Genomic DNA, 25,860 nt, shown 5'->3' on the forward strand with positions numbered 1-25,860 from the left:
CCGGTCGGACGTGCGTCAGTACTTACGGGTCGGCAGTGCGGCCTCTGCCTTGTCCTGCGGGAAGACTCCCTCTTCGGTCTCCACGCGGGCCGGCACGCTCTCCCCCGCTGCGACCTTCTTGGTCAGCTCCATCAGCTGGTCGCCGAGCAACGGGTTGCACTCGACGACGACGTTGATCTTGCCTGCAGCCATCGCGACGAAGGCGTCCTTGATCCCGTCCACAGAGATGATCTTGATGTCGGTGCCCGGCTTCTTGCCCGCTTCCTCGATCGCCTGGATCGCGCCGAGTGCCATGTCGTCGTTGTGGGCGTAGAGGACGTCGATGTCCTTCTGGGACTTCAGGAAGGCCTGCATGACCTCCTTGCCCTTGGCGCGGGTGAAGTCGCCGGTCTGCGAGGCGGTGATCTTGAACTTGTCGTCACCCTTGATGACATCGGCGAATCCGGCCTTGCGGTCGTTGGCCGGGGCCGAACCGGTGGTGCCCTGGAGTTCGACGATGTTGACCGGCGCGTCCTTGCCCTCGTACTCCGCCGTCAGCCACTCACCGGCGGACTTGCCCTCCTTGACGAAGTCCGAGCCCAGGAAGGACTTGTAGAGCGAAGTGTCCTCGCTGTCCACCGCACGGTCGGTGAGGATCACCGGGATGCCGGCGTCCTTGGCTTCCTTCAGGACGGTGTCCCAGCCGGACTCCACCACCGGCGAGAAGGCGATGACGTCGACCTTCTGCTGGATGAAGGTGCGGATCGCCTTGATCTGGTTCTCCTGCTTCTGCTGCGCGTCGGAGAACTTGAGGGTGATGCCGGCCTTCTTCGCCGCCTCCTGGACGGACTTGGTGTTGGCGGTACGCCACCCGCTCTCGGCGCCGACCTGGGCGAAGCCGAGCACGATCTTGCCGTCGGAGTCGCCCCCACCGGCGCCCGCGGATCCGGATGCGGGGTTCTCCGTGGAGCAGGCGGTCAGCGCCGAGGACGCGATGAGGGCGATGCTGACGGCCAAGGCAGCTCTGCGAGCCATGATGGGTGTCCTTTCGGGATACACGAGATTCACGTCGACGCGACCACGAGGCGGTCTCCGCAGGCGAGTTGAGCCCTGTTCGAGCGATGGAGCCGGCAGCGGGAACGAGCACTGACAGGCCCGCCGCGAAGGGTGGGTGCCGCAGCATTGTGAGCGCTAACAGCCCAACATCTCAATCCCTTGACGCGCGTTACTTTTCCGTTATCTTGCTACCTGCCTCAGGTCGGCCGACCCCTCTTCCGCCGGCAACCGCACCGCCACAGGGGTCGCCGTGACGCAAACGGGACGTGAAACGGGCGAATGGATCAGCATCAATTGCCCGCAACCAGACAAAATTCGATCCACGCATCAACCGGCGGCACACACGGTCACCTCTCACGCGAGGGGTGCAGACACGGCGCGACTCTTGATTTCGCGATTGTTAGCGCTCACACTCCGAGTGTCGAGCAAGCCCGCTCCCTGGGCCCACGCAAGCCGCCGCCCTCCTGCCGGCCGCTTGCTGTTGAACAACTTCCTCGAAAGGCACACCTGGTGACGTCACCCCCTCCCCCCGCGCCCCCCGTCCCTACGCGTTCCGAGCAGTACACCGTGGGAGTCGACTTCGGCACCCTGTCGGGCCGCGCCGTGGTGGTGCGCGTACGGGACGGGGCGGAGCTGGCCACCGCGGTACACGACTACCCGCACGGAGTGATCGAGCGGAATCTGCCCGGCACCGGCGCACCACTGCCGCCCGACTGGGCCCTGCAACACCCCCAGGACTGGGTCGGCGTGTTGCGCCACGCCGTTCCGGCGGCTGTCGCGACGGCAGGCATCGATCCCGTCTCGGTCATCGGCATCGCCACCGACTTCACTGCCTGCACCGTGCTTCCCACGCGTGCGGACGGGACCCCGTTGGCCGAGACGGAACTCGCCGACCGCCCTCACGCCTGGCCGAAGCTGTGGAAGCACCACGCCGCGCAGGGTCAGGCCGATCGCATCAACGCTCTCGCTCACGCACGGGGCGAGAAGTGGATCTCGCGGTACGGCGGCAAGATCTCGGCCGAATGGCAGTTCGCCAAGGCCCTGCAGGTCCTGGAAGAGGACCCGCAGGTGTACGACTCCTGTGCCCGCTGGATCGAAGCGGCGGACTGGATCGTGTGGCAGCTCACCGGTGCGGAGTCGCGGAACGCCTGCACCGCCGGGTACAAGGGCATCTACCAGGACGGCTCCTATCCCAGCGAGCAGTACCTGGCCGGCCTGGACCCACGCTTCTCGGACTTCGCCCGGACCCGGCTCGAGTTCCCTCTGTCCGCACTCGGCTCCCGCGTGGGATCGCTGTCCGCCCGGGCCGCCGACTGGACCGGCCTTCCTGCCGGTATCGCCGTCGCGGCCGGCAACGTCGACGCCCATGTGACCGCTGCGGCCGCCCAAGCCGTGGAGGACGGGCGTCTGCTGGCCATCATGGGCACCTCCACCTGCCATGTCATCAGTGCTCCTGTGCTGGCCGACGTCCCCGGGATCTGCGGTGTCGTCGCCGGAGGCATCGTGGAGGGCACCTACGGTTACGAGGCGGGGCAGAGCGCTGTCGGCGACATCTTCGCCTGGGCCCTGCGCCAGGGCGTCCCGGTGGAGTACCTCGAAGAGGCGGCGTCCTCGGGCGAGGATCTGCACACCCTGCTGACCCGCAAAGCGGCGCAGCAGCCTGTCGGGGGGCACGGGCTGGTCGCCCTGGACTGGATGAACGGCAACCGTTCCGTTCTGGTCGACCACCACCTCTCCGGTGTCATCGTGGGACTGACCCTGGCCACCCGGCCCGAGGACGTCTACCGCGCGCTCCTGGAAGCCACCGCCTTCGGCACCCGTGTCATCGTGGAGACGCTGGAGAGCGGCGGCGTCCCGGTGAACGAGTTCATCGTGGCCGGCGGCCTGGCCAAGAACCAGTTGCTCATGCAGATCTACTCCGACGTACTGCGCCGTCCTGTCTCCCTCGCGGCCTCGCAGCAGGGACCGGCACTCGGCTCGGCCATCCACGCCGCCGTCGCTGCGGGAGCGCACCCTGACGTGCGTACCGCGACGGCCGCCATGGGCAGCCTGAAACGCGACGCCTTCACGCCCGACTCCGCGCGCGCCGACGCCTACGACGCGCTCTTCGCCGAATACCGGCTGCTGCACGACCACTTCGGCACCGGCGACCTTCTGCACCGCCTGAGGAACGTACGCAACAACGCGATCGCTTCCCTCTGACACCGGCCACCACGCCCGCAATGCTCTGCGCGCGGCCCCACCACGTACATGACTACCCTTCAGGAGCGCCCGTGCCCAGCCCCGCATCATCCGTCCACGAGATCTGGTTCCTCACCGGAAGCCAGGGCCTCTACGGCGAGGAGACCCTGCACCAGGTGGCCGAGCAGTCCGGGCGGATCGCCGCTGCTCTCGCCGAGGCGAGCGACCTCCCGGCTCGCATCGTGTGGAAACCCGTTCTGACAGAGGCCTCCTCGATCCGGCGCATGTGTCTCGAGGCCAACAGTGACGATCGCTGCGTAGGCCTCATCGCCTGGATGCACACCTTCTCCCCCGCGAAGATGTGGATCTCCGGCCTGGACGCCCTGCGCAAGCCCCTGCTCCACCTCCACACCCAGTCGAACGTCGCCCTGCCCTGGGCCACCATCGACATGGACTTCATGAACCTCAACCAAGCCGCGCACGGCGACCGCGAGTTCGGGCACATCCAGTCCCGCCTCGGGGTGGCCCGCAAAACCGTGGCCGGCCATGTCACCGACCCCATGACGGTTGCCCGGGTCACCACCTGGGCCCGCGCCGCAGCCGCCCGCTCCGAACTCGCCATGCTCAAGGTCGCCCGCTTCGGTGACAACATGCGCGACGTGGCCGTCACCGAGGGCGACAAGGTCGAGGCGCAGCTCCGCTTCGGGGTGTCCGTCAACACCTACGGCGTCAACGACCTCGTCGCCGCGGTCGACAGCGCGGACGAGGCAGTGGTCAGCGCCCTGGTCAAGGAGTACGACGACACCTATCGCCTGGCACCGGAGCTGCGGGCCGGGGGCGAACGGCACGAGTCGCTCCGCTACGCGGCGCGGATCGAAGTGGGTCTGAACACCTTCCTCGACGACGGCGGGTTCAAAGCCTTCACCACCAACTTCGAGGACCTCGGCGGGTTGCGCCAGCTCCCCGGTCTCGCCGTGCAACGTCTCATGTCCCGGGGCTACGGCTTCGGAGGCGAGGGCGACTGGAAGACCGCCGTCCTGCTGCGCGCTCTCAAGGTCGCCGCCGCGGGCCTCCCCGGCGGGACCTCCTTCATGGAGGACTACACGTACGACCTCACGCCCGGCAACGAAGTCATCCTGGGCGCGCACATGCTCGAGGTCTGTCCCACGATCGCGACCGGCACTCCCAGTTGTGAGATCCATCCGCTGGGCATCGGCGGCCGCGAGGACCCTGTACGGCTGGTGTTCGACGCCGCCCCGGGCCCCGCCGTCGTTGTCGGCCTGGCCGACCTCGGGGACCGCTTCCGCCTGGTCGCCAACGACATCGACGTCGTGTCCCCGACTGAGCCCTTGCCCGCCCTTCCCGTGGCCCGCGCCGTCTGGCGGCCCCGCCCCGACCTGCGAACCTCCACCGAGTCATGGCTCACGGCAGGCGGCCCGCACCACACCGTGCTGAGCACCGCGCTGACCACGGAGCACCTGGACGATCTGGCCGAGATGCTCCGCATGGAACTCGCCGTCATCGACGGGGCGACGAACGTACGGCAGTTCACGCGCGAACTCCGCTGGAACCAGGCGTATCACCGCCTCGCTCTGGGGTTGTGACGCTGCCGGAGCCGCACTCCCGAGCAGGGACGACCTGATCAGGGCGTACATGGTGAACTGTTCGGTCAGGAGAGGGGCCTGGGCGGGTTCTGGACCCGTCCGGGCCCCCTCCTGCGTGCGCGTGCGCCTCCGTGCCCCGGTCGGCGTTCACGTTCCACTGCATACGCTCAAGACTTTCGGAACAACGCGGCCCTGTCTTGAACATCTCCTCACACGCGGGCCCGAATCAGAATACAGAAACGCCCGTTCCTACCTCTGTCCATTTCGTTCATCTGCCCGGGCAGATGAAGAGGGGCACGCGAGGTTCGGAATATCGAACGCGTGCCACGGTGTCGCCGGAACCATAATTTCCGGGCAATGCCGAGTCAACGCCCAGGACGCCTTTCGACGACTTGATGACCGAGCAGGCGCGGCGGGCTGTGGCAGGCGCAGGGAATTACGTCACAGGCATTGACGCCGCATCGGCAGACCTCTAATTTCTGACCGCCCCACCGAACTTGGTTCGAGATTACGAACGTAGGAACGACAATTCACCGCACACGTCGCACCTCCATGCCATCAGTCCGCCCCAGCGCCCGACCCCCAGCGAGAAACCCGGAGTTACGATGAGTTTTCCATCCCTCCCCCGAGCCCTGTCGCGCCGTTCATTCCTCGGCGCCGCCGCAGCCACTTCCGTGGCTCTGGCCACCGATATGTCCCTAGGGGCTCGAACAGCTCACGCCGCCGATTCGGCATACGTCATGGGCTATTTCACCGAGTCACCACTGAACAACGGCAACGACTACGGCCTCCACCTGGCCGTCAGCACGGACTCCCTGAATTGGATGCCTCTGAACCAGAACGCGCCGGTGGTCACTCCCACCGCGGGCGCCGAGGGCTTGCGCGACCCGTTCATTCTGCGTAAGCAGGACGGCACCTTCGTGGTTATCGCCACCGATCTGAAGGGAACGGACTGGGGCTACAACAGCCAGTACATCCATGTCTGGGACTCCGCCGACCTGCGCACCTTCACCAACTACCGTCGCCCCAAGCTGCACGACATGGCCACCCACAGCTGGGCCCCAGAAGCCTTCTGGGACGCCTCCCGGGGCCAGTACGCCCTCATCTACTCGTCGGTGAACTCGACCGGGCACAGCGTCATCATGGTCAACTACACGACGGATTTCCTGACGGTCTCCGCACCACAGGTCTTCTTCGACCCGGGATACGACGTCATCGACGGGGACATGGCGGTGGGAGTGAACGGCGTCAACTACCTGTTCTTCAAGAACAGCGCCACCGGCAGTCTGATCGGGGCCCGGTCCACATCACTGAACCCGGGAAGCTTCGTTCCCTTCGGCACCTCACTGGCCCACGGTGGCACCGAAGCACCCACTCTGGTGAAGTCCCTGACCTCGAACACCTGGTACCTGTGGGGCGACACGTACACGCCGAACGGCGTCCTCTACGCCTGGCAGACGAACGATCTCGCCGCCGGCAACTGGTCCCCCGTCGACCAGCGGCTCTACACCCACCCCCTCAACGCCAAACACTGCACCATCGCCGCCATCACCGCCGGCCAGCACAGCAATCTCGTGACGCGGTGGGGAGCACCCACCTGGAACCGGCTCAAGTCCTACAACTTCCCGGACCGGTACGTACGCCACGCCAACCTGATCGCACGGATCGACGCCTACCCGTTCGACCCGTACCCCGACTCGCAGTGGAAGCTGGTACCCGGCCTCGCCGACGCTTCCGGAGTGTCCTTCCAGTCGGTCAACTACCCCACCCGCTACCTGCGTCACTTCAACTACGCGCTGCGCCTGGACGAGGGTGACGGCACAGCCGGATTCGCCGCAGACGCGACCTTCCACCGGGTCGCCGGGCTCGCCGACGCGTCCTGGGCGTCCTTCCGCTCACACAACAACCCGACCCGATACATCCGGCACGCCGGCTACGCCCTGCGGATAGACCCTGTCGCGACAGCCACCGACAGGGCGGACGCCACTTTCTCGGTCGGCTACTGACCGAAGTCGGCACCCGACAGGCCGGTCGCCTCTCGCCGTAGAGCAGCGCGGAGCGGTTGCTTCGCCTGTACCGGGCTGAATCGCTTCTCGCGATGTGCCGTCGACGAGCCATGCGAACGTGCACCGAATTGCATCGGCTCGGGACACCGCTCGGTCGACGTCACGGTGGACCCGTACGGCCACCTCGCTCAGGACGGCCAGGAGCACTGCCGTCAGGTCGTCGAGGCGGCCGTAACGGGCGGCTCGGGAAGTCGTCGGGCCGGGTCGCCTGCAGACGGATCCCCGCCGGATGGGCGACGAAGGATCAGAGAGCCACTCCGTCCCTCACAGCGGTGAGCGGAACGTCCCGTCGAGGGAGGTGCATCCAGCCCTCGACCGCGGCCATGGCTTGCTCCTCGTCAGAGGTCGGCGAATGAGTCATTCCACACGCTGCGGCCCGCGCGACGACCGCCGAGATCAGGCCGTCCAGGTCGTGGTCGCTGCGCGTGCATCGGCCGCGCACGCGTTCGCTGATGTCGAGGCTCAAGCCGTCCGCGAGGCCGGCAAGGATCTCGGCCCTCGCGGTCGGGGCAGCGGGCTTGGCACCCTTGTAGCTGTCCTTGCCCGCAAGCCCCCACTGAATCAGCGCGAACGCCGGATAGACCTCGACGACCGAGCCTGAGCCGTCTCGGGGGACAGCGGTGCCTGCCTCGGCCAGACGTTCAAGGAGATCCACCGCGCGCATGGCCACGATGCCCAGCTTGTCGGCAGCGACCGAGAGAGGGCGCTGCTTCCCCGCCCCCGTGCGCTTCCATGCCACGTCGTCGGTCAGCCGATGGGTGAACCTGACCAGCCCGTCGCGACCACCCGAGTGCGGCACGTAGCGGGACCGTACGGGCAGCTTCGTGCCGGCCTGGTGGGCGGCAAGCAGGGACGTGAACGCCACCGGCCAGCCGATGGGCGAGTCCAGGCCCGTCTTGTCGGCGGTCCGCATGGCCGCCAGCAGGTCGTCGTCGCTCCTGGCATCGAGGACTTCGACGACCGGTCGCTCCGCCCAGGTGACGCGGCAGGCCCCGGTCGTGCCGGAGTAGCCGGCCAGGTCGATGCCGACCGTCACCATGGGCGGGTCCGCCACGGCGGTCTCAGCCCGCTCGTCCTCGGTCATGTCCTGCACCTGCCTCCTGGGGACCGTCTTCACCGGCCACCCGTCCACGTCGAAGTCCAGGCCCACGACCTGATCCACGAGGCCGCCCATCAGCGGATCAACAACGCTCTGGCCACGCACGACGTGACGCCGCCGACGTCGACGGCGCTCGCTCCCGTTTTACCGAAAGCCGGGCTCGGCTCCAGGATGAACGGCAGCCATGAAGAGCTCCAGGCCACCAACGTCCTGACCCTCATGAAGAAGCTGACCGAAGCAACGGGCGAGGACAGATTCCCGAACCCCACACGCGGCAGCCGTGCCTGCCCCTGCGGCCGCGGCAAGTGGTCCGCCTGCGGTTTTCGATCAGGGTCACGGTGGACCTGTACGGCCACCTCGCTCAGGACGGCCAGGAGCGCTGCCGTCAGGTCGTCGAGGCGGCCGTAGGGTTTCCCGCTCAGGCCAGGCCCAGCGACCTCAGAACCCGCCGCTGACTGGGTGTCGGGTCCGTCGGCCAGTAGACGTAGCAGACACCGCCCGTGCCGCTCCTGACCGCGCCGTTCGCGTCGTAGCGCTTCGTCCTCAGCCAGATGTTCTCCCACTCGCGCCGCAGGTAGACGCGCCGCACGGCCCCGTTGTCCGGCGAGGCGGGGTCATTGGCGATCACATCGCCGTCGGCCGTGAAGCCGATGACGGTCATCAGGTGGCCGGAGGTGCCGTAGCCCGCCCCGGTCAGCTCCGTCTTGAGGAACGACTGGGACGTTATGACCGGCACGCCCGCACCGACCAGCTTCTCCAGATCCTTCAGCGACCCGAGCCGGGTGACGACCGCGTTCATGTCGCTGTACGTGGCCGCGTAGGCGGCGTTGAAGGGCCAGTTGCCGCAGCCCTCGTACTGGTAGTCGAAGGTGTGGCGGGCTGCGTGGCAGACCTGGGGGTCGGCGAGGCCCGGCTTGACCCAGGACAGGTCGTCCGCGGTGGGCTTGCGCCCCCAGTACTCGATGATCATCTGTGAGGAGGTGGGGCTGCACCAGGCCTCACCACCGTTGTCGTACTCGGGGTACTGCCCCACGTGGACGTTCTGCGAGTAGCGGGGCACCGGCAGCTCGCGGGCGAGCCCCGGCGCGGCGGCGGGGACGGTGAAGCGGTCCGGGACGTCCGAGGCCATCGCGCCGACGCGGTGGACCGTGGGCGTGAGACGGCTGCCCGGGGTCCGGTGGAGGGTGAGCCGCAGCCGGTACGAGACCAGCCGCAGCCCGCTCGCGGCGTCGTCCACCGAGAAGGTGTCGGTCCAGACCGTGCTCCTGTCGTCGGTCTGGTCGTCGACGGAGGTCCGGCGGATGTCGGCGTCGCCGGAGGCCCAACGGCCCATCACGTACCAGGGGGTGTCGGTCCCGTCGGAGTAGCGGCCGCGCAGCTCGATCTGGATCCACGTACCGGCCGGGGTGCGGGCGTTCCAGGAGGCGATCACCTCGGTGGCCGGCACCGTGGAGCGGTGGACGGGCGAGGTCCAGGTCGCGTACTCCCAGGTGGTGGTCCTGCCGGTGTGCGGGTCGGCGTAGTCGGTGGTTCCGACGGGGGCCGAGATCACCAGACCCGGCCTGCGGCCGGCGACGGCGCGTGTGCCCTCGGAGGAACCGAAGCGCCAGTCGGTGTAGGTGTTCCAGAAACGGTTGTCGACGAGCGAGGTGACCGCCGGGGTGGGAGAGGTGCGGGCGGGAGCGGCTGCCGCGGAACCTGCGGCGGACACCGCACCTGCCCCGGCCGCGAGCGCGGCGGTCAGCACGGTTCTGCGTGAAGTCGGTCTGGTCATGGGCGAGACCCCCTGTCGTGAGCGGATATGGGGCTGCGGATGCCGATCGGTGCGCCAACTATCGCGGGTCCGGACCGGATCCGGCCAGCGATTCGCACCGCGTCGCATGATCAATATTGGTCTGGTCCACTGGCGTGACCTGCGAGGGCTCCGGCCGGATGCGCGGCGTCGCCTAGGCTGGAGACATGAACGACCTGGCGGACCACGCCCGCCGCCTGCGCTCCCTGGCCCCTTCCTGCGGGCCGGTGCGGCTGATCGCGGTCGACGGGCACGCGGGCTCGGGCAAGACGACCTTCGCGGGCCGGCTGGCCGCAGCTCTGGACGACGCCCCCGTGCTGCATCTGGACGACCTGGCCACCCATGACGAGCTCTTCGCCTGGACCGGCCGGCTGCGGGCGCAGGTCCTCGGCCCGCTCTCACGCGGAGAGACGGCACACTACGCCCCGTACGACTGGACGGGCCGGTGCTTCGGGCCGCCGCGGGCGCTGCCTCCCGCCCCGGTGATGCTGATCGAGGGGGTGGGCGCGGGCCGGAGCGCGGTGCGTCCGTTCCTTGCGGAGCTGCTGTGGCTCGAAGGGGACAGCGACAGGTCCTGGGATCGGGGCCGCCGTCGCGACGGCCCTGCGCTCTCGGAGTTCTGGGACGGATGGACCGTCGCGGAACTCGAGCATTTCGCCCACGATCCTTCGCACCCCTTCGCGGATGCGGTGATACGGCAGTTGCCCATGGGGTACGCGTGGCTGGAAGCGCCTCACGCGGCAGCGGGAACGAGTCACGCCATCACGCAGAGTGAAGGTTGAGGGTCGCCGTACCGAGCAGTCGGAATTCGCTTCTGACGTGCCCCAACTCGGCTTGACCGAGGGCCCGTACAGGTCTTACGTTCTCAATGTGCGGCTTTTCGGAGCCCTCGCAGACGCGGAGCCCCCGGTTGTTCCCCCGTGATCGGGGGCTTCGTTCTGCCCTCGGGCACCCTTTCCGGCCGCCCGGTGACGCGTTCCGCTCACGCTCGGTCACGACTGCGATGCGCCGGTAACGCCCTTCGCCGCTCACTCCCTGTACAGGTACGATGCACCTCGGTGCGGTCAATTCCCGTCCCCGACACAGTGATTCGGCACGCTCCGATGGGCATGCTGTGCGGGCGGGACATTCTGGGGGCACGGTTTGTGGGGGACCTGATGGACATCGGCACGCAGGGCTCACAAGCCCCCGCCGACCTTGCGTGGCTGCGCGGCGTGGACGCCTACACGATGGGCGCGTACCCGCAGGCCGAAGAGGAATTCAGAAGTGCGGTGCGCTTCGATCCCGGTATGGCGGACGGCTGGCTCGGCCTCCATGCGCTGCGGATCGACACCACCACCGCGCTCTTACGCATGTACCGCCATCGAGAACGGTTCGGTGAGCAACGGGCGCGCCATCGTCGCACGCTCAACTCCTGGTACTGGCTGGGCTGGTGGGTGCAACCGGTGCTGGAGAGCCCGCGCGACCTGCTTCTCGCGCACGCCTCGCACTGGCTGGACGGCCGTCATGTACCGGAGCTGGACCGGGCGTTGGCGGGCCTCCCCCCGATCGACACGGATGCGCATGTGCGGTTCCTCCACGCGTGCCGCGCCTACCTGGTCAAGGACTGGGAGCAGCTCGTACGCACCACGGAGCAGCTGGTCGACGATCCGCTGCTCGGCATCGAGGCCGGGCTCTTCGGCGGCATGGCTCGGGTACGCCTGGAGATGTACGGGCATGCGGAGCCACTGCTGTCCGCCGCCCTGATGCGCTGCCGCAGCGAGCAGCCGCAGCGCAAGGAGTTGCGCTACTGGCTGGCGAGGGCCCATGAGGGCACCGGGCGCAGCGCGGCGGCGCTTCCGCTGTACCGGGCGGTGCATCGCGTGGACCCGGCTTTCATGGACACCTCGGCCCGGCTCGCGGCGATCTCCGAGGGAGACGGGTACGACGAGGCGGCTGATCTGGCCGCGGTGTCGATGGCCGGCTTCGGACCGGACGGAACGGGCACGGAGGCCCAGGCCGACGGGGACTCCCTGCTGGGCACCGATCTGGTGGACGGGCGCGAACCCTGGCTCGGCGGGGACCCGCAGGACCTCCCCGGAACCGTTACGGCTCCGCGTGCCGACGGGGTGAGGGAGAAGTCTGCGGGACAGCCCGCGCCCGCCGCCTTCCCGTCGGGGCCGAGCGATCCGGCGCTGCTCGCCGAGGCCTTGGCGGAGCTGGAGCGCATGGTGGGGCTCGAACCCGTGAAGCGCCAGGTCAAGGCTCTGTCCGCGCAGCTCAACATGGCGCGGCTCCGCGCCGAGCAGGGTCTTCCGGTGCAGCCGCCCAAGCGTCACTTCGTCTTCTCCGGCCCGTCCGGGACGGGCAAGACCACGGTCGCCCGCATTCTCGGCCGGGTATTCTACGCGCTCGGGCTCCTGGGCGGGGACCACCTGGTGGAGGCCCAGCGGTCCGATCTCGTCGGTGAGTTCCTCGGCCAGACGGCCGTGAAGGCCAACGAGCTGATCGATTCGGCGCTCGGCGGCGTGCTCTTCGTGGATGAGGCGTACAGCCTCTCCAACTCCGGTTACAGCAAGGGTGACGCGTACGGCGACGAGGCCCTCCAGGTCCTGCTCAAGCGGGCCGAGGACAACAGGGACCATCTCGTGGTCATCCTCGCGGGCTATCCGGAGGGCATGGACCGGCTGCTCTCCACCAATCCGGGCCTCTCCTCACGATTCACGACCCGAGTGGACTTCCCCAGCTACCGCCCCCTGGAACTCACCGCGATCGGCGGGGTGCTGGCCGCCGAGAACGGCGACGTGTGGGACGAGGAGTCGCTGGACGAGCTGCGCAGCATCAGCGGGCATGTGGTCGACCAGGGCTGGATCGACGAGCTGGGCAACGGCCGCTTCCTCCGCACGCTGTACGAGAAGAGCTGCGCCTACCGCGATCTGCGGCTCTCCGGCTACGCGGTCGCCCCGACCCGGGACGATCTGGCCACACTCCGGCTGCCGGACCTGATGCAGGCGTACGGCGAAGTGCTCTCCGGGCGGGGTCCGGTGGACCGAGGGAAGCCGGAGCCCGGGGCGCTGTGAGAAGCCGGGCGCCGGGGGGTGTGTGCCCGCCCGGCGCCGAGCCGATCGTGTGCGGTGGTGAGTGACCCGTCAGCCCAGTGGGGCCATGGCCTTGTGCTCCGCCGGCACCTTCACCGTGCGGCGGGGCACCGAGACGCGGTGTGCCGGGTCCCGGACCTCGCCGACGAGCTTCTCCAGGACGTCCTCCATGGCGACCAGGCCGAGCACCTTGCCCGTGGCGTCGGCGACCTGGGCCAGATGCGTCGCTGCGCGGCGCATCACGGTCAGGGCGTCGTCCAGCGGGAGTTCCGCCCGCACGGTCGCCATGGGACGCCAGATGTGCTGCGGGACGGCCCGTTCGCCGTCCTCCAGCTCGAGGACGTCCTTGACGTGCAGATAGCCCATGAAGGGGCCGCCGCCCTCCGCACGGACAGGGAAGCGCGAGAAGCCGGTCCGTACGGTCAGCTCCTCCACCTGGCGCGGGGTGACGGACGGATCCACCGTCACCAGGGACGCCCGGTCGAGCAGCACGTCGGTGACGGGCCGGCTGCCCAGCTCCAGTGCGTCCCCGAGCCGTTCCTGCGCCTCGGGTTCGAGCAGTCCGGCCTGTCCGGAGTCCTCCACCAGGCGGTTGAGCTGTTCGCTGGTGAATACGGACTCGACCTCGTCCTTCGGCTCGACGTCGAAGAGCCGGAGCACGAGCCGGGCACACGCTCCGAGCGCCGAGGTGACGGGCCGGCAGAGCCGGGCGAAGCCGACCAGTCCGGGGCTGAGCCACATCGCGGTCTTCTCGGGAGCGGCCATCGCCAGGTTCTTCGGGACCATTTCGCCGATGACGAGGTGGAGGAAGATGACGGAGACGAGGGCCACGGCGTAGCCGAGGGGGTGGATGAGTCCCTCGGGCATGTGCGCCGCGTGGAAGACCGGCTCCAGGAGATGGGCGACGGTCGGCTCGGCGACGGCGCCGAGGGTGAGCGAGCAGACCGTGATGCCGAACTGCGCGGCGGCCATCATCTGCGGCAGGTTCTCCAGGCCGTACAGCACCTTCCCCGCCCTGCTCGACCCGTCGGCGGCCAGGGGTTCGATCTGACTGCGACGCACGGACACCAGGGCGAATTCGGCGCCGACGAAGAAGCCGTTCGCCAGCACCAGGAGCCCTGCGAAGATCAGGTGGAGGAGACTCATCGCACAGCCTCCGCCAGTGCACGAACGGGCTCATGCGCCGCCGGTTCCGCCACGCCCGTCAGCCGCACGAAGCGCACCTGCTCGGCGCGGTAGTGGCCGACCTGGCGGACGGAGATCCGCCAGCCGGGCAGCTCGGCCCGGTCACCGGGAGCGGGGATGCGTCCCAGCAGGTCGGCGACCAGTCCTGCCACGGTCTCGTACGGCCCTTCGGGCACGTCGAGGCCTATCCGCAGCAGGGTCAGTACCCGGCAGCTTCCCTCCACGTCCCAGCCGGGACGTCCGTCGTCGGTGACGACGGACGTCAGCTCGGGGCGGTCGGCGCCTTCGGCGTCGTGCTCGTCCCTCACCTCGCCGACGAGTTCCTCGATGATGTCCTCGAGGGTGACGACACCGGCGGTGCCCCCGTACTCGTCGACCACGACGGCGATCGGCTGCTCGTTGCGCAGCTGGCGGAGCAGCTGCTCGACGGGAAGCGTCTCCGGTACCAGGAGCGGCGGTACGGCGATCCGGCCCGCCGGGGTCCGGAGCCGGTCCTGGGCGGGAACGGCGAGGGCGTCCTTGAGGTGCACCATTCCCACGACCTCGTCGATGCGGTCCCGGTAGACGGGAAAGCGGGAGAGACCGGTGGCCCGGGTGAGGTTGAGAACGTCCGCGGCGGTCGCCGACGACTGCAGGGCGCTGACCTTCACCCGCGGGGTCATCACGTGCTGGGCGGTGAGACCGGCGAGTGACAGGGTCCGCACGAAGAGATCGGCGGTGTCCTGCTCCAGGGTGCCGGCCTGGGCCGAGTGACGGGCGAGTGAGACCAGTTCGCCGGGGGTGCGCGCGGAAGCCAGTTCGTCGGTGGGTTCGACGCCCAGCAGCCGCACCAGCCGGTTGGCGACGGTGTTCAGCACGGTGATCACCGGCCGCAGGAGGGTGGCGAACCTGTGCTGGGGACCGGCGACGAACCGGGCGACCTGGAGCGGCCGGGAGACCGCCCAGTTCTTCGGTACGAGCTCGCCGATGACCATCTGGATGGCGGAGGCGAGCAGCATGCCGATCACGACGCTCACTCCGGGGACGGCCCCTGCGGGCAGTCCGGTGGCGGTGAGCGGTCCGGCGAGGAGCTGGGCGAGTGCCGGTTCGGCGAGCATGCCGACGACCAGCGAGGTGATGGTGATGCCGAGCTGGGTGCCGGAGAGCTGGAAGGAGAGTTCGCGCAGGGCCGCGACGACGGTGCGGGCCCGGCGGTCGCCTTCGGCGGCGGCGCGTTCGGCGTCCGGCCGGTCCACCGTGACGAGCCCGAATTCGGCTGCCACGAAGAATCCGTTGGCGAGGATGAGAAGGAATGCCGCGCTGAGAAGCAGCAGGGGGGTTGTCATGCCGCCGCCTCCGGGGAGAGGGCGGCGCAGGTACTACCGGACGATCCGTCCATTGCTGGAGGGAGTCACTCCTTGGGTCGCAGGAATGCCCCGCAAGCCTGTGGGCCTCTGGTGCGGGGCGGGGCGCACAGGGCGCCGCCGTCCTCCAGAGTAATCAAGATGCGGCTCTTCGGGGCAGGGGGCTCAGACGTTCTCGGTTGCGTCGTCCGTTCCGGTGCCGTGGAATTCCACGAGCGCGCGGAGTGTCCGTGCGTCACGAATGGCCTGTTCCCTGGCGATTCCGGGCTGGATTCCGAGGGCGGGCATGCTGGTGCCGTCGCTCAGGTCGAGGAAGACCCAGGGGTCTCCCGCCCGCAGATTGACGCGCAGGATCTCCGCCCAGGCCAGTCGGCGGGTCCGGGTGATGTTGACCACCCTGATCCCGGCCTCGTCGGCGACGATCTTCGGCCTGCTGAGCAGGGCGAGCACACCGAGGAAGAGCAGCGCCACGAAGACGAAGCTGGTTCGCTCCCCTGCGCTCAGGTGTTCGAGGATCAGGGCGACGGCGGTGATGACGACGAACATGGCCACCCCCACGGTCAGCAGGACCACCCGGGTGAGGGTGGGCCTGAAGGTGACCGGGAGAGCGGGGAGTTCGGTCCGGGACGCGGGGGCGGACATGAGGCTGTCGTCCTTCGGTGTGCGCTGGTCGGTCCGGGCCGTCAGAGGCGGCAGGCGTGGATGGCCGTGGTGAGGATGGCGCGGGCGCCGAGCTCGTACAGGTCGTCCATGATCCGCTGCGCCTCCTTGGCGGCGACCATGGAGCGGACGGCCACCCAGCCCTCGTGGTGCAGCGGGGAGATGGTCGGCGACTCGAGGCCCGGGGTGAGGGCCACGGCGCGCTCCAGGTGCTCGACGCGGCAGTCGTAGTCCATCATCACGTAGCTGCGGGCGACCAGGACGCCCTGCAGGCGACGCAGGAACTGCTCCACCTTGGGCTCGTCGGCGGGGGCGCCCTTGCGACGGATCACGACCGCTTCCGACGACATGATCGGCTCGCCGATGACTTCGAGTCCGGCGTTGCGCAGGCTGGTGCCGGTCTCCACCACGTCGGCGATGATCTGGGCGACGCCGAGCTCGATGGCCGTCTCGACCGCGCCGTCGAGGTGCACGACCGAGGCCTTGACCCCCTCTTCGGCGAGGTGGTTGGCGACGATGCCCTCGTAGGAGGTGGCGATCGTCATGCCCTCGAAGTCCTGCGGGCCGGCGGCCGTGCCGGGCTTCGTGGCGTAACGGAAGGTGGAGCGGGCGAAGCCGAGCTGGAGGATCTCCTCGGCGTCGGCACCGGAGTCCAGGAGCAGGTCGCGGCCGGTGATGCCGATGTCCAGGCGGCCGGAGCTGACGTAGATCGCGATGTCGCGCGGCCTCAGGTAGAAGAACTCGACCTGGTTCGTGGGGTCGACAAGAACGAGTTCCTTCGACTCCTTGCGCTGCTGGTAGCCCGCCTCATGGAGCATCGCCATCGCAGGCCCGGAGATTGCACCCTTGTTGGGGACGGCGATGCGCAGCATGAGGTCAGGTTTCCTTTGTGCGGAGGGAGTTCCGGGAACGTGCGGGGGCGTGCTCAGAGGTGGGCGTAGACGTCGTCGAGGGAGATTCCGCGGGCGACCATCATCACCTGGACGTGGTACAGCAGCTGCGAGATCTCCTCGGCGGCGGCTTCCTTGCCCTCGTACTCGGCGGCCATCCAGACCTCGGCGGCCTCCTCGACGACCTTCTTGCCGATGGCATGCACACCCTTGTCCACCAGTTCGGCGGTGCGGGAGGTGGAGGGGTCGCCGTTGGCGGCCTTGAGCTGCAGCTCGGCGAAGAGCTCTTCGAAGGTTTTGTTCGCCATGATGGTCCTTAGAATACGGGGTCCCGGACCCTCTCTCAGCGCCAGGGTTCGCTTACGGTGCGCAGCGTGGCCGCGGTGGCAACGGCGGCGGTGACCGCTTCGTGCCCCTTGTCCTCGTTGGAACCCTCGAGTCCGGCCCGGTCCAGCGCCTGCTCCTCGGTGTCGCAGGTGAGGACGCCGAAGCCGACGGGGACGCCGGTGTCGACGGTGACCTGGGTGAGACCGTTGGTGACGCCCTGGGACACGTACTCGAAGTGGGGGGTGCCGCCGCGGATGATCACTCCGAGGGCGACGATCGCGTCGTAACCGCGTCCCGCGAGGACCTTGGCGACGACCGGGAGCTCGAAGCTGCCGGGGACCCGGAGCAGGGTCGGTTCGTCGATGCCCAGGTCGTGCAGGGCGCGCAGGGCCCCGTCGACGAGTCCGTCCATGACCTTCTCGTGCCACTGGGCAGCGATCACTGCCACGCGCAGGTCACCGCAGTTGCGTACGGACAGTTCGGGTGCGCCCTTGCCGCTCATGTCTCTCCTGGTGTTGGTCTGTGTTTACTGGTTCGCGCAGGTCGACGCGGTGGTGGCGTCGAGCCAGGGAAGGTCGTGCCCCATGCGGTCGCGCTTGGTGCGCAGGTACCGCAGATTGTGTTCGCCGGCCTGGACGGGCATGGGTTCGCGCCCGGTGATTCCGAGCCCGTGCCGCACGAGGGCGGCGGTCTTGTCGGGGTTGTTGGTCATCAGCCGGAGCGTGCGGACGCCGAGGTCCTCGAGGATCTGGGCACCCGCCGCGTAGTCCCTGGCATCGGCCGGCAGGCCGAGCTCGAGATTGGCGTCGAGGGTGTCGGAGCCCCGCTCCTGGAGTTCGTACGCGCGCAGCTTGGACAGCAGGCCGATGCCACGGCCCTCGTGACCGCGCAGGTAGACGACGATGCCGCGGCCCTCGGCCGTGATGCGCTCCATCGAGGCGTGCAGCTGAGGGCCGCAGTCGCAGCGCTGGGACTGGAAGATGTCCCCCGTCAGGCATTCGGAGTGGACCCGGACGAGGACGTCCTGGCCGTCGCCGATGTCCCCGTGGACGAGGGCCACGTGCTCGACGCCGTCGACGGTGGAGCGGTAGCCGAACGCGGTGAACGCGCCGAACGCGGTCGGCAGCCGGACCTCCGCCTCACGGCGGACGGTCGGTTCCGAGCTGCGCCGGTAGGCGATCAGGTCCTCGATGGAGATGATCGTCAGTCCGTGCTTGCGGGCGAACGGGACGAGCTCGGGCAGCCTGAGCATCACCCCGTCCTCACCGGCGATCTCGACGATGGCGCCTGCGGGGCGCAGCCCGGCGAGCCGGGCGAGGTCCACCGCGGCCTCGGTGTGGCCGTTGCGGACGAGGACGCCTCCGGAGCGGGCGCGCAGGGGGAAGATGTGGCCGGGCCGGACGAAGTCGCCGGGGCCCGCCCGTCCTCCCGCCAGCATCCGCAGCGTGGTGGCCCGGTCGGCGGCGGAGATCCCGGTGGTCACACCGTGAGCGGCGGAGGCGTCGACGGAGACGGTGAAGGCGGTCTTCATCGACTCGGTGTTGTTGTCGACCATCTGCGGGAGTTCGAGCCGTTCCAGCTCGTCGTTCTCCATGGGGGCGCAGATCAGCCCACGGCACTCGCTCATCATGAACGCGACGATCTCGGGGGTCGCCTTCTCGGCGGCGATGACGAGGTCGCCCTCGTTCTCGCGGTCCTCGTCGTCGACGACCACGACGGGCCGGCCGGCGGCGATGTCGCGGATCGCCTGCTCCACGGGGTCGAGGGACAGGTCCTCGGCCGTACGGTCGTGCAACCAGGTGGGCTGGGCAGTCATGCCGTGGCTCCTTCCAGAGCGGGTGACCGCGTACGCAGCCACCAGTCGCGCATGCCCCACAGGACGAGGGCGCCGTAGACGACGTAGATGAGACCGGAGAAGGCGAGTCCGCTGTGGAAGTTGAGCGGTACGCCGACGAGGTCGACGAGCAGCCACGCGAACCAGAACTCGACCATGCCGCGGGCCTGGGCCAGCATCGCGACCAGCGTGCCGGCGAAGATGTACGCGTCCGCCCACGGGCTCCAGGAGAGCGACGGGAAGGCGGTGAACAGGCCGCCGACCGCGAGGGTGCCGACCGCGGCGCCGCCCGCCAGGTACGCACGCTCGCGCCAGGTGGCGAAGCGCACGGCGATGGAACCGTCCTGGGCCTGCTGCCTGCCGCGGGTCCACTGCTGCCAGCCCCATACGGCGACGGCGACGACGATCAGTTGCTTGCCGACGCTGCCCGCCTGCTGCACGGAGACGTTGGCGGCGATCAGGACGACGCCGGACAGGAGCTGGGCGGGCCAGGTCCAGACCGAGCGGAGCCAGCCGAGGGCCAGCGCTATCAGACCGATCGTGTTGCCGATCAGGTCCGACCAGATGATGTGCTGGCCGAAGGCGGTGAACGCCTCCGAGTTCAGCCAGTCCAGGGCGCTCATGCGACCGGGCCTCCGGATTCCGGCGCGTTCCCGCCGAGCAGCCGCTCGACGTACTTCGCGATGACGTCCACTTCGAGGTTGACCGGGTCGCCGGGCTCCTTCACGCCCAGTGTGGTCAGCGCGAGGGTGGTGGGGATGAGGCTGATGGTGAAGTAGTCGGGGCCCGCGTCGACGACGGTCAGGCTCACGCCGTCGACCGTGATCGAGCCCTTCTCCACCACGTAGCGGGTGAGATCGGCGGGCAGGGAGATCTTCACGATCTCCCAGTTCTCGGAGATCTTGCGCTCGATGATGCGGCCCGTGCCGTCGACGTGGCCCTGGACGATGTGTCCGCCGAGCCGGCCGCCGAGCGCCATGGGGCGCTCCAGGTTGACCCGGGAGCCCGTCCCGAGCGCTCCGAGGCTGGAGCGGTTCAGCGTCTCGGCCATCACATCGGCGGTGAACTCGTGTTCGCCGAGGTCCACGACGGTGAGGCAGACGCCGTTGACGGCGATGGAGTCGCCGTGCTTGGCGCCTTCGGTGACGACGGGGCCGCGCAGTCGGAAGCGGGAGGCGTCGCCGAGTTTCTCGACGGCGGTGACCTCACCCAGTTCTTCGACAATTCCGGTGAACACTCAGTTTCCCTTCCGAGCAGGGACGGGGACGGCGGTGATGCGCAGATCGGGGCCGATACGGACGGTCTCGGTCACATCGAGGCGCAACGCCTGGGAGATGGTGGAGATTCCGGCGTCGGCGAGGGCTGCCGGGCCCGCGCCGAGGAGGACCGGAGCGAGATAGCCGACGACCTTGTCGACTGCTCCCGCGGCGACGAAGGACCCGGCGAGGACCGGTCCGCCTTCGAGGAGTACGGAGCGGATACCGCGCCCGTGCAGGGCCGTCAGCAGGGACGGGATGTCCAGTCCCGGACCGGTGGCGGCGCGGGGCAGCCGGAGCACGGTGTCTTCGGGGAGGTGCGCGGTGTCGGCGTCGCCGGCGACCGCGATCAGGGTGGGCGCCGTGCCGTCGAGCACCCGGGAGCCGGGCCGTACGGCTGTGGCGCCCGTGTCGACGACGACCCGGAGCGGCTGGTCGGCGCCCTCGATGCCACGTACCCCGAGCTGGGGGTCGTCGGTACGGGCCGTGCCGGAACCGACCACGACGGCGTCGGCCTCGGCGCGCAGCCGGTGGACGTCGGCGCGGGACTCGGCCGAGGTGATCCAGCGGCTCGTGGCGTCCGCGGCGGCGATCCGGCCGTCGAGGGTCGCCGCGTACTTCCACAGGACGTACGGGCGGCCGAGCCGCACGGAGGTCAGCCAGGCGGCGTTGCCCGCCTCGGCCTCGTCGGCGAGGAGGCCCTGTTCCACTGTGATCCCGGCGGCGCGCAGGGTGTCGGCGCCTCCGGTGGCCTGCGGGTTGGGGTCACCGACGGCGTACACCACCCGCTCGACACCGGCTGCCACGAGCGCCTGGGCGCAGGGTCCGGTGCGTCCGGTGTGGTTGCAGGGTTCGAGGGTGACGTAGGCGCTGCCGCCCCTGGCCTTCTCACCGGCCTCACGCAGGGCGTGGATCTCGGCGTGCGGCCCACCGGCGCGTCGGTGGAAGCCCTCACCGGCCGGCTGTCCGGCGGCGTCGAGAATCACGCACCCGACGACCGGGTTGGGGCTGGTGGAGCCGAGCCCGCGGGCCGCGAGCGTGATCGCTCGCCGCATGGCGGTGATATCGGCTGCGGTGGCCACCGGGTCCTCCTGCCTCTTCGGGCACGGACTCCGGGGCCTGTCGATGACGACAGATGAAGCGGAACGCAACAGGGGAACGCCGAACCGAGGGCACGGATGCTTCTCGTCCCGGAAGATCCCGGAACGCATCCGCCTACGGCGGCGTACCTGTGACGACCCGCCGCGCACTGCCTCCCATCCGGACTTTCACCGTCGGTCCAGGAATCTCACCTGGTCAACCGGCCGCTGGCTGCGGACGGGTCGCGGACTATAACCGCCGGTTCGGAATTACACCGACCCCGGAGTGCGCTGCTACTGGTACAGCACACATTCTGCCACGGCTGGACTTCGGCCATGCGGGTGCGCCGTGTGGGCTGGATCACAGACGGCTACCGGGCGCCACCCGGAGCGAACAGGACCTCCTGTGCGGCCTCACGGGCGGCGAGCAGCGCGCCGCGCAGGACGGCGCTGCCGCCCAGCGCCCCCGCCCTGACCTCTGTGGGCAGGGGCGACATGCGGGCGAGCCGTTCCTCGACCCGTGCGGCGAGCGTGTCGCCGCCCGCTCTGCCGACCTCACCGGCCAGGACGAGGCAGCCGGGGTCGAGCACCGAGACGACGGCTGCGGCGCCGAGCGCGATCCGGCCGGCGAGCGCCTCCAGGAACGCATCACCCTCCGGGCCGTCGGCGGCGAGCGCGGCACGGACGACGGACGCGGCGGCGAGGTACTGCTCCTGCTCCCCGTCGCCTGCGGGGCCCTGCGCCTTGATGCCGTGGTCGGCTGCCAGTTCGCAGACGGCGACGGAGCCGGTCAGCGAGTGGTACCCGCCGTCGCAGTTGAGTGCCGAGGGCACCCCGCCGGTGCCGGGTACCGGCAGGAATCCGATCTCGCCCGCCCCGCCGGACGCGCCGCGGCGCAGCTTCCCGTCCAGCATGACGGCGGCTCCGATGCCATGGCCGAGCCAGAGCAGGACGAAGGTGTCGCGGTCGCGTGCGGCGCCGATGCGGTGTTCGGCGACGGCGGCCAGATTGGTCTCGTTCTCCACGAGAACGGTCGCGGGCAGCCGCTGCTGGAGCACCTTGACCAGCCCGCGGTGCCAGGCGGGGAGCCCTGTCGTGTCGCGGAGTTCGCCGGAAACGGGGTCGATGAGGCCGGGGGCTCCGATGCCAACGCTGTGGAGTGGCGCCGTTCCCGCGGCGCGGGCGGTGTGCTCCAGCAGCGCGACGGCCTGTTCCACCGCGGGCTCGGTCGCGGTGTCGCTGCCGATCGGCAGGGTGGCCTCGGCGAGCGTGGCACCCAGCAGATCGGCCACGATCACGGCGACGCTGTCGGTGCGTACGTCGAGAGCGGCCAGGTGTGCGCGGTCGGCCACGATCCCGTACAGGCGGGCGTTGGGGCCGCGGCGGTCGGATCCGCTCTCGCCGACGACCCTGACCAGGCCGGCGTCCTGCAGTCGTTCGACCAGGTCGGCGACCGTGGGGCGGGACAGTCCGGTCAGGGTCTTGAGCTGAGTGGCCGTCAGCGGGCCGTCCTGCTGGAGCAGTCGCAGGGCGAGCCGGTCGTTGATGGCCCGGGCCGTGCTCGGGGATGCGGGCATGCCGGAATCCTTCCAGATCGCTGCCGGTCCGCTGCGGTGGGCTATTTATCAGGCAGGGTTCCTGATAGTTTACGGCCGCACCGCACGGACGGGCACCCACGTGGCCGGTCGGCGCATATTCTCCGGGGAGGGCACGTATGACGATGGATCCGACGGTCCGGGTTTTCGGCATGGAACAGGTCAGGCGGGCCAGGTACGCGGTCGCCTCGGTCTTCGCCGTGCACGGAGCGGTGACCGGCAGCTTCGCGACCCGGGTCCCCTGGATCCAGGACCATGCCTCGGTGAGCGCCGGACAGCTCGGCCTCGCCCTCGCGTTCCCGGCCATCGGAGCGTCACTGGCCATGCCGCTGGCCGGCCGGGTCAGCCACCGGTTCGGCGCACGGACGGCCCTGCGCGGGCTGCTGGCGCTCTGGACCCTGGCGCTGGTCCTTCCGGCCCTGGCCCCGAACCTCGTCACGCTCTGCGCGGCGCTCTTCGTGTACGGGGCGTCCGCCGGGATGTCGGACGTCGCCATGAACGCGCTCGGCGTGGAGGTGGAGAACCGGCTCGACAAGTCGATCATGTCCGGGCTGCACGGGTGGTGGAGCGTGGGCGCCCTGGTCGGTTCCGCGGCCGGCACGGTGGCCGCGCACATCGGCGCCGATGCCCGGATCCATCACATTCTGGCCGCGCTCGTGCTCACCGCGCTCGGCCTGCTCGCCTGCCGGCACGTGCTCGACCTGCACAGCGAACCGGACGAGGAGCCGCCGCCGCGCTTCACCCTCCCGCCGAAGTCCGCACTGGTCATCGGCGCGGTGGGCTTCTGCGCCGTGTTCGCCGAAGGGGCGAGCCTGGACTGGTCGGCGGTCTACCTCAAGGACATCATGGGCAGTTCCGCCGGGCTCGCGGCGGCATCGACGACGGCGTTCGCCCTGATGATGGCGATCGCCCGGATCGCCGGCGACCGGGTCGTCGACCGGTTCGGGGCGGTGCGGACCGTACGGGTCGGCGGCGTCCTGGCCACCGCCGGCGGGCTGCTCGTCGTCCTGGCGCCGAACGCGGCGCTGGCGCTGTGCGGCTTCGGCCTGCTGGGGCTGGGCGTCGCGGTCGTCGTACCGCTGGCGTTCGCGGCGGCCGGGCGCAGCGGGGACAACCCGAGTCGGGCCATCGCGGGCGTCGCCACCATCACGTACACCTCGGGGCTCATCGCCCCGTCCGCGATCGGCTCCCTGGCGGAGGCGACGTCACTGCTGGTGTCGTTCGGCCTCGTGACGGTGCTGGCCTTCGGACTCGTGCTGGGCGCCGGGGTGCTGAGGGCGGGCGATCGCAAGGTGGCGGAGGGCGGCGCGCCGGACGCGGCACCCGCCACCGCACCGTCCGGGAGCACCGCCGGCACGTGACACCGGTCGGCGTACGGGCGCCGCATACAGCGCGGAGCCCGTACGCCGCAGGTCAGCCGGCGATCGAGTCGAGCTGTTCGGCGGCGGGGCGCAGGGCCCACAGGTCACCGCCGGGGGGCGTTTCGAGGCGGGGAACCGCCGCCCCGGCCTGCCGGTCGCCCGCGTCGGCGGCCGCGTGCACGATGTCGCTCGCCGCGTACCGGTAGAACTCCAGCTCGGGGTGCGGCCAGGGGGCGGCCCCGGTCGCGGCGGGCAGCAGATAGCGCACGGCTTTGAACAGGCTCTGTCCCTGCGGCCCTTCGTAGTCCCACAGGTCCACCCCGACCTGCCTGCCGATGGCGGCGAGCCGGGTGTAGGCGACCAGATCGAAGGTCGAGTAGTGCCAGCTCCTGGTCCGCGCGAGCTCCTGGGGCTGACTGCCGTCCTCGCTGATCTGCGGGTCGATCCGCAGGGCACGCGCGTCGAGGACGGTTCTGCGGGCGAGCTCGCGGTTGCCGGTGGCGAGGGCCAGTCCGGCGATCTGCATGTCCTGGAAGGTGCCGTGGTTGTTCTTCGCGGCGGATTCCTGCTTCCCGAACTCCGAGTTCACCAGCCAGTCCAGGAAGTCGGTGTTCCAGGCCCGCATCGCGGCCCGGTCGCCCGTGGACCAGCCGGGTGCGCCGGTGTCGAGCAGGGCGACGGCGTCGAGCACGCTGGTGTACTGCTGCGAGAAGTCGATGATCCCGATGGCCCGGCCGTCGTACTTGCAGGGGATGAACTGCCCGTGGTCGAGGTTCGGGTTCATCCGGGTCGCCGGGTCGAGGAACCAGGTGCGCAGGATGTCCCCGGCGTGCTCGGCGTACCGCTCACGGCCCGTGTAGTACCAGGCGAGGCTGAGCGCGGTGACCGAGTTGAACACCTTGCCGACGTCGGGGCGGTCGGTGCCGGTGTCGACCTCCGGATTGCGCTCGCCGTCACGCTGGACGTACGGGCAGCCCCAGGGGTTCCCCTCGGTACGCGGCTGGGACGGCCACCAGTAGGGCGCCTGGCTCAGATAGTCGTGGACGTCCCCGCCGGGGGCCGGCTCGGGTTTGTCGACCACCGTCCACGGACCTTGGCCGAGCCAGCCGTCCGCCTGCGCGGTGAGTTTCTCGACGGCCCTCCCTAGCGCCGGATCGCCCCGGTGGAGCCGGTCCTTGGTCCGCTGCATGCGCTGACCGTCGATCACCACGGTCCTGGGCGGCGCGGCGTGCGGACGATCGCCCCGGGCGGTGCCCTCGGCCGGGGAGGCGGTGGGTACGAGTGCGGCGCCCAGCGCGGTCACCGTGGCGAGCAGCACACCGAGGCGTAGACGGCGTCTTCCGTTCATCGAGCACTCCTCGATTTCAGCTATATGAACACTGTTCATGAACAGGACCGTGTGAGCGTAGGCGTGACTGTTCGGGCTGACAATGCTTCGCGCACGATTCACGGATGGGACCCGTCGCGCCGTGGAGG

21 protein-coding genes and 1 riboswitch are annotated in these 25,860 nt (G+C 69.6%); of the genes, 6 read left to right on the forward strand and 15 right to left on the reverse strand.

The genetic code is table 11. From position 1 onward, the window contains the following. Positions 1-15 precede the first annotated feature (15 nt). On the reverse strand, positions 16-1,014 hold the full coding sequence (locus tag ABZS61_RS03145) for an ABC transporter substrate-binding protein (protein ID WP_356415297.1): 999 nt from the start codon (positions 1,012-1,014) through the stop codon (positions 16-18). 588 nt (positions 1,015-1,602) lie between these two features. Here ABZS61_RS03145 and araB point away from each other — a divergent pair. The 3 genes from araB (at position 1,603) to ABZS61_RS03160 (ending at position 6,826) form a co-directional block, all read left to right on the forward strand. Continuing rightward, complete coding sequence (gene araB, locus ABZS61_RS03150; RefSeq protein ID WP_356415300.1) at positions 1,603-3,237, forward strand: ribulokinase; 1,635 nt, start codon at positions 1,603-1,605, stop codon at positions 3,235-3,237. Positions 3,238-3,308: 71 nt separating this feature from the next. Beyond that, complete coding sequence (gene araA / locus ABZS61_RS03155) at positions 3,309-4,820, forward strand: L-arabinose isomerase (protein ID WP_356415303.1); 1,512 nt, start codon at positions 3,309-3,311, stop codon at positions 4,818-4,820. A gap of 605 nt (positions 4,821-5,425) precedes the next feature. Further along, positions 5,426-6,826, forward strand: coding sequence for a glycoside hydrolase family 43 protein (locus tag ABZS61_RS03160; protein ID WP_356415306.1), 1,401 nt, complete (start codon positions 5,426-5,428; stop codon positions 6,824-6,826). A gap of 304 nt (positions 6,827-7,130) precedes the next feature. Here the strand turns inward: ABZS61_RS03160 and ABZS61_RS03165 are convergent, their stop codons facing one another. Further along, positions 7,131-8,090 (reverse strand): DUF429 domain-containing protein, encoded by a 960-nt coding sequence (locus ABZS61_RS03165; RefSeq protein WP_356415309.1) that lies wholly within the window; start codon positions 8,088-8,090, stop codon positions 7,131-7,133. A 313-nt stretch (positions 8,091-8,403) separates the two neighbouring features. Continuing rightward, a complete protein-coding gene (locus ABZS61_RS03170; protein WP_356415312.1) occupies positions 8,404-9,759 on the reverse strand; it encodes a peptidase C39 family protein in 1,356 nt (451 codons plus the stop codon). Positions 9,760-9,944: 185 nt separating this feature from the next. Between ABZS61_RS03170 and ABZS61_RS03175 the strand changes: the two genes are divergently transcribed. Then, positions 9,945-10,559: a hypothetical protein gene (locus tag ABZS61_RS03175; protein WP_356415315.1), complete on the forward strand. Its 615-nt coding sequence runs from the start codon at positions 9,945-9,947 to the stop codon at positions 10,557-10,559. 375 nt (positions 10,560-10,934) lie between these two features. After that, positions 10,935-12,836 carry an AAA family ATPase gene (locus ABZS61_RS03180; protein WP_356415319.1) on the forward strand — a complete coding sequence of 634 codons (1,902 nt, stop codon included), beginning with the start codon at positions 10,935-10,937 and terminating at the stop codon, positions 12,834-12,836. A gap of 69 nt (positions 12,837-12,905) precedes the next feature. On the opposite strand, the gene ABZS61_RS03185 is transcribed toward ABZS61_RS03180, so the two are convergent. The 11 genes from ABZS61_RS03185 to ABZS61_RS03235 all read right to left on the reverse strand — a co-directional run bounded on the left by ABZS61_RS03185 (position 12,906) and on the right by ABZS61_RS03235 (position 23,005). After that, on the reverse strand, positions 12,906-14,000 hold the full coding sequence (locus ABZS61_RS03185; RefSeq protein WP_356415322.1) for a hemolysin family protein: 1,095 nt from the start codon (positions 13,998-14,000) through the stop codon (positions 12,906-12,908). After that, on the reverse strand, positions 13,997-15,364 hold the full coding sequence (locus ABZS61_RS03190) for a hemolysin family protein (RefSeq protein WP_356415325.1): 1,368 nt from the start codon (positions 15,362-15,364) through the stop codon (positions 13,997-13,999). Before ABZS61_RS03190 ends, ABZS61_RS03185 begins: the two co-directional genes overlap by 4 nt. 183 nt (positions 15,365-15,547) lie before the next feature. Continuing rightward, entirely contained in the window at positions 15,548-16,024 is a 477-nt protein-coding gene (locus ABZS61_RS03195) for a PH domain-containing protein (protein ID WP_356415327.1), read from the reverse strand. 41 nt (positions 16,025-16,065) lie between these two features. Further along, positions 16,066-16,914, reverse strand: a complete 849-nt coding sequence (gene hisG / locus ABZS61_RS03200; protein ID WP_356415330.1) for an ATP phosphoribosyltransferase — start codon at positions 16,912-16,914, stop codon at positions 16,066-16,068. A 53-nt stretch (positions 16,915-16,967) separates the two neighbouring features. Then, positions 16,968-17,240, reverse strand: coding sequence for a phosphoribosyl-ATP diphosphatase (locus ABZS61_RS03205; protein ID WP_056787177.1), 273 nt, complete (start codon positions 17,238-17,240; stop codon positions 16,968-16,970). Positions 17,241-17,275: 35 nt separating this feature from the next. Next, entirely contained in the window at positions 17,276-17,761 is a 486-nt protein-coding gene (gene ribH / locus ABZS61_RS03210; RefSeq protein WP_307128077.1) for a 6,7-dimethyl-8-ribityllumazine synthase, read from the reverse strand. A 24-nt stretch (positions 17,762-17,785) separates the two neighbouring features. After that, complete coding sequence (locus tag ABZS61_RS03215) at positions 17,786-19,075, reverse strand: bifunctional 3,4-dihydroxy-2-butanone-4-phosphate synthase/GTP cyclohydrolase II (protein WP_356415334.1); 1,290 nt, start codon at positions 19,073-19,075, stop codon at positions 17,786-17,788. After that, positions 19,072-19,716 (reverse strand): nicotinamide mononucleotide transporter family protein, encoded by a 645-nt coding sequence (locus ABZS61_RS03220; RefSeq protein ID WP_351176146.1) that lies wholly within the window; start codon positions 19,714-19,716, stop codon positions 19,072-19,074. Before ABZS61_RS03220 ends, ABZS61_RS03215 begins: the two co-directional genes overlap by 4 nt. Continuing rightward, a complete protein-coding gene (locus ABZS61_RS03225; RefSeq protein WP_356415337.1) occupies positions 19,713-20,330 on the reverse strand; it encodes a riboflavin synthase in 618 nt (205 codons plus the stop codon). The genes ABZS61_RS03220 and ABZS61_RS03225 overlap by 4 nt, the downstream gene beginning before the upstream one ends. After that, positions 20,331-21,431 (reverse strand): bifunctional diaminohydroxyphosphoribosylaminopyrimidine deaminase/5-amino-6-(5-phosphoribosylamino)uracil reductase RibD, encoded by a 1,101-nt coding sequence (gene ribD / locus ABZS61_RS03230; protein ID WP_356415339.1) that lies wholly within the window; start codon positions 21,429-21,431, stop codon positions 20,331-20,333. It lies immediately after the preceding gene. A gap of 160 nt (positions 21,432-21,591) precedes the next feature. Further along, a riboswitch (FMN riboswitch) is annotated at positions 21,592-21,722 on the reverse strand. Positions 21,723-21,799: 77 nt separating this feature from the next. Beyond that, a complete protein-coding gene (locus tag ABZS61_RS03235) occupies positions 21,800-23,005 on the reverse strand; it encodes an ROK family transcriptional regulator (RefSeq protein WP_356415342.1) in 1,206 nt (401 codons plus the stop codon). Positions 23,006-23,142: 137 nt separating this feature from the next. Here ABZS61_RS03235 and ABZS61_RS03240 point away from each other — a divergent pair, with 137 nt between their 5' ends. After that, positions 23,143-24,384, forward strand: a complete 1,242-nt coding sequence (locus tag ABZS61_RS03240) for an MFS transporter (protein WP_356415344.1) — start codon at positions 23,143-23,145, stop codon at positions 24,382-24,384. 52 nt (positions 24,385-24,436) lie between these two features. On the opposite strand, the gene ABZS61_RS03245 is transcribed toward ABZS61_RS03240, so the two are convergent. Further along, positions 24,437-25,732 (reverse strand): alginate lyase family protein, encoded by a 1,296-nt coding sequence (locus ABZS61_RS03245; protein WP_356415347.1) that lies wholly within the window; start codon positions 25,730-25,732, stop codon positions 24,437-24,439. Positions 25,733-25,860: the final 128 nt, after the last annotated feature.

The organism is Streptomyces sp. NPDC005566 (genome assembly GCF_040605575.1).
Classification (GTDB): Bacteria; Actinomycetota; Actinomycetes; order Streptomycetales; family Streptomycetaceae; genus Streptomyces.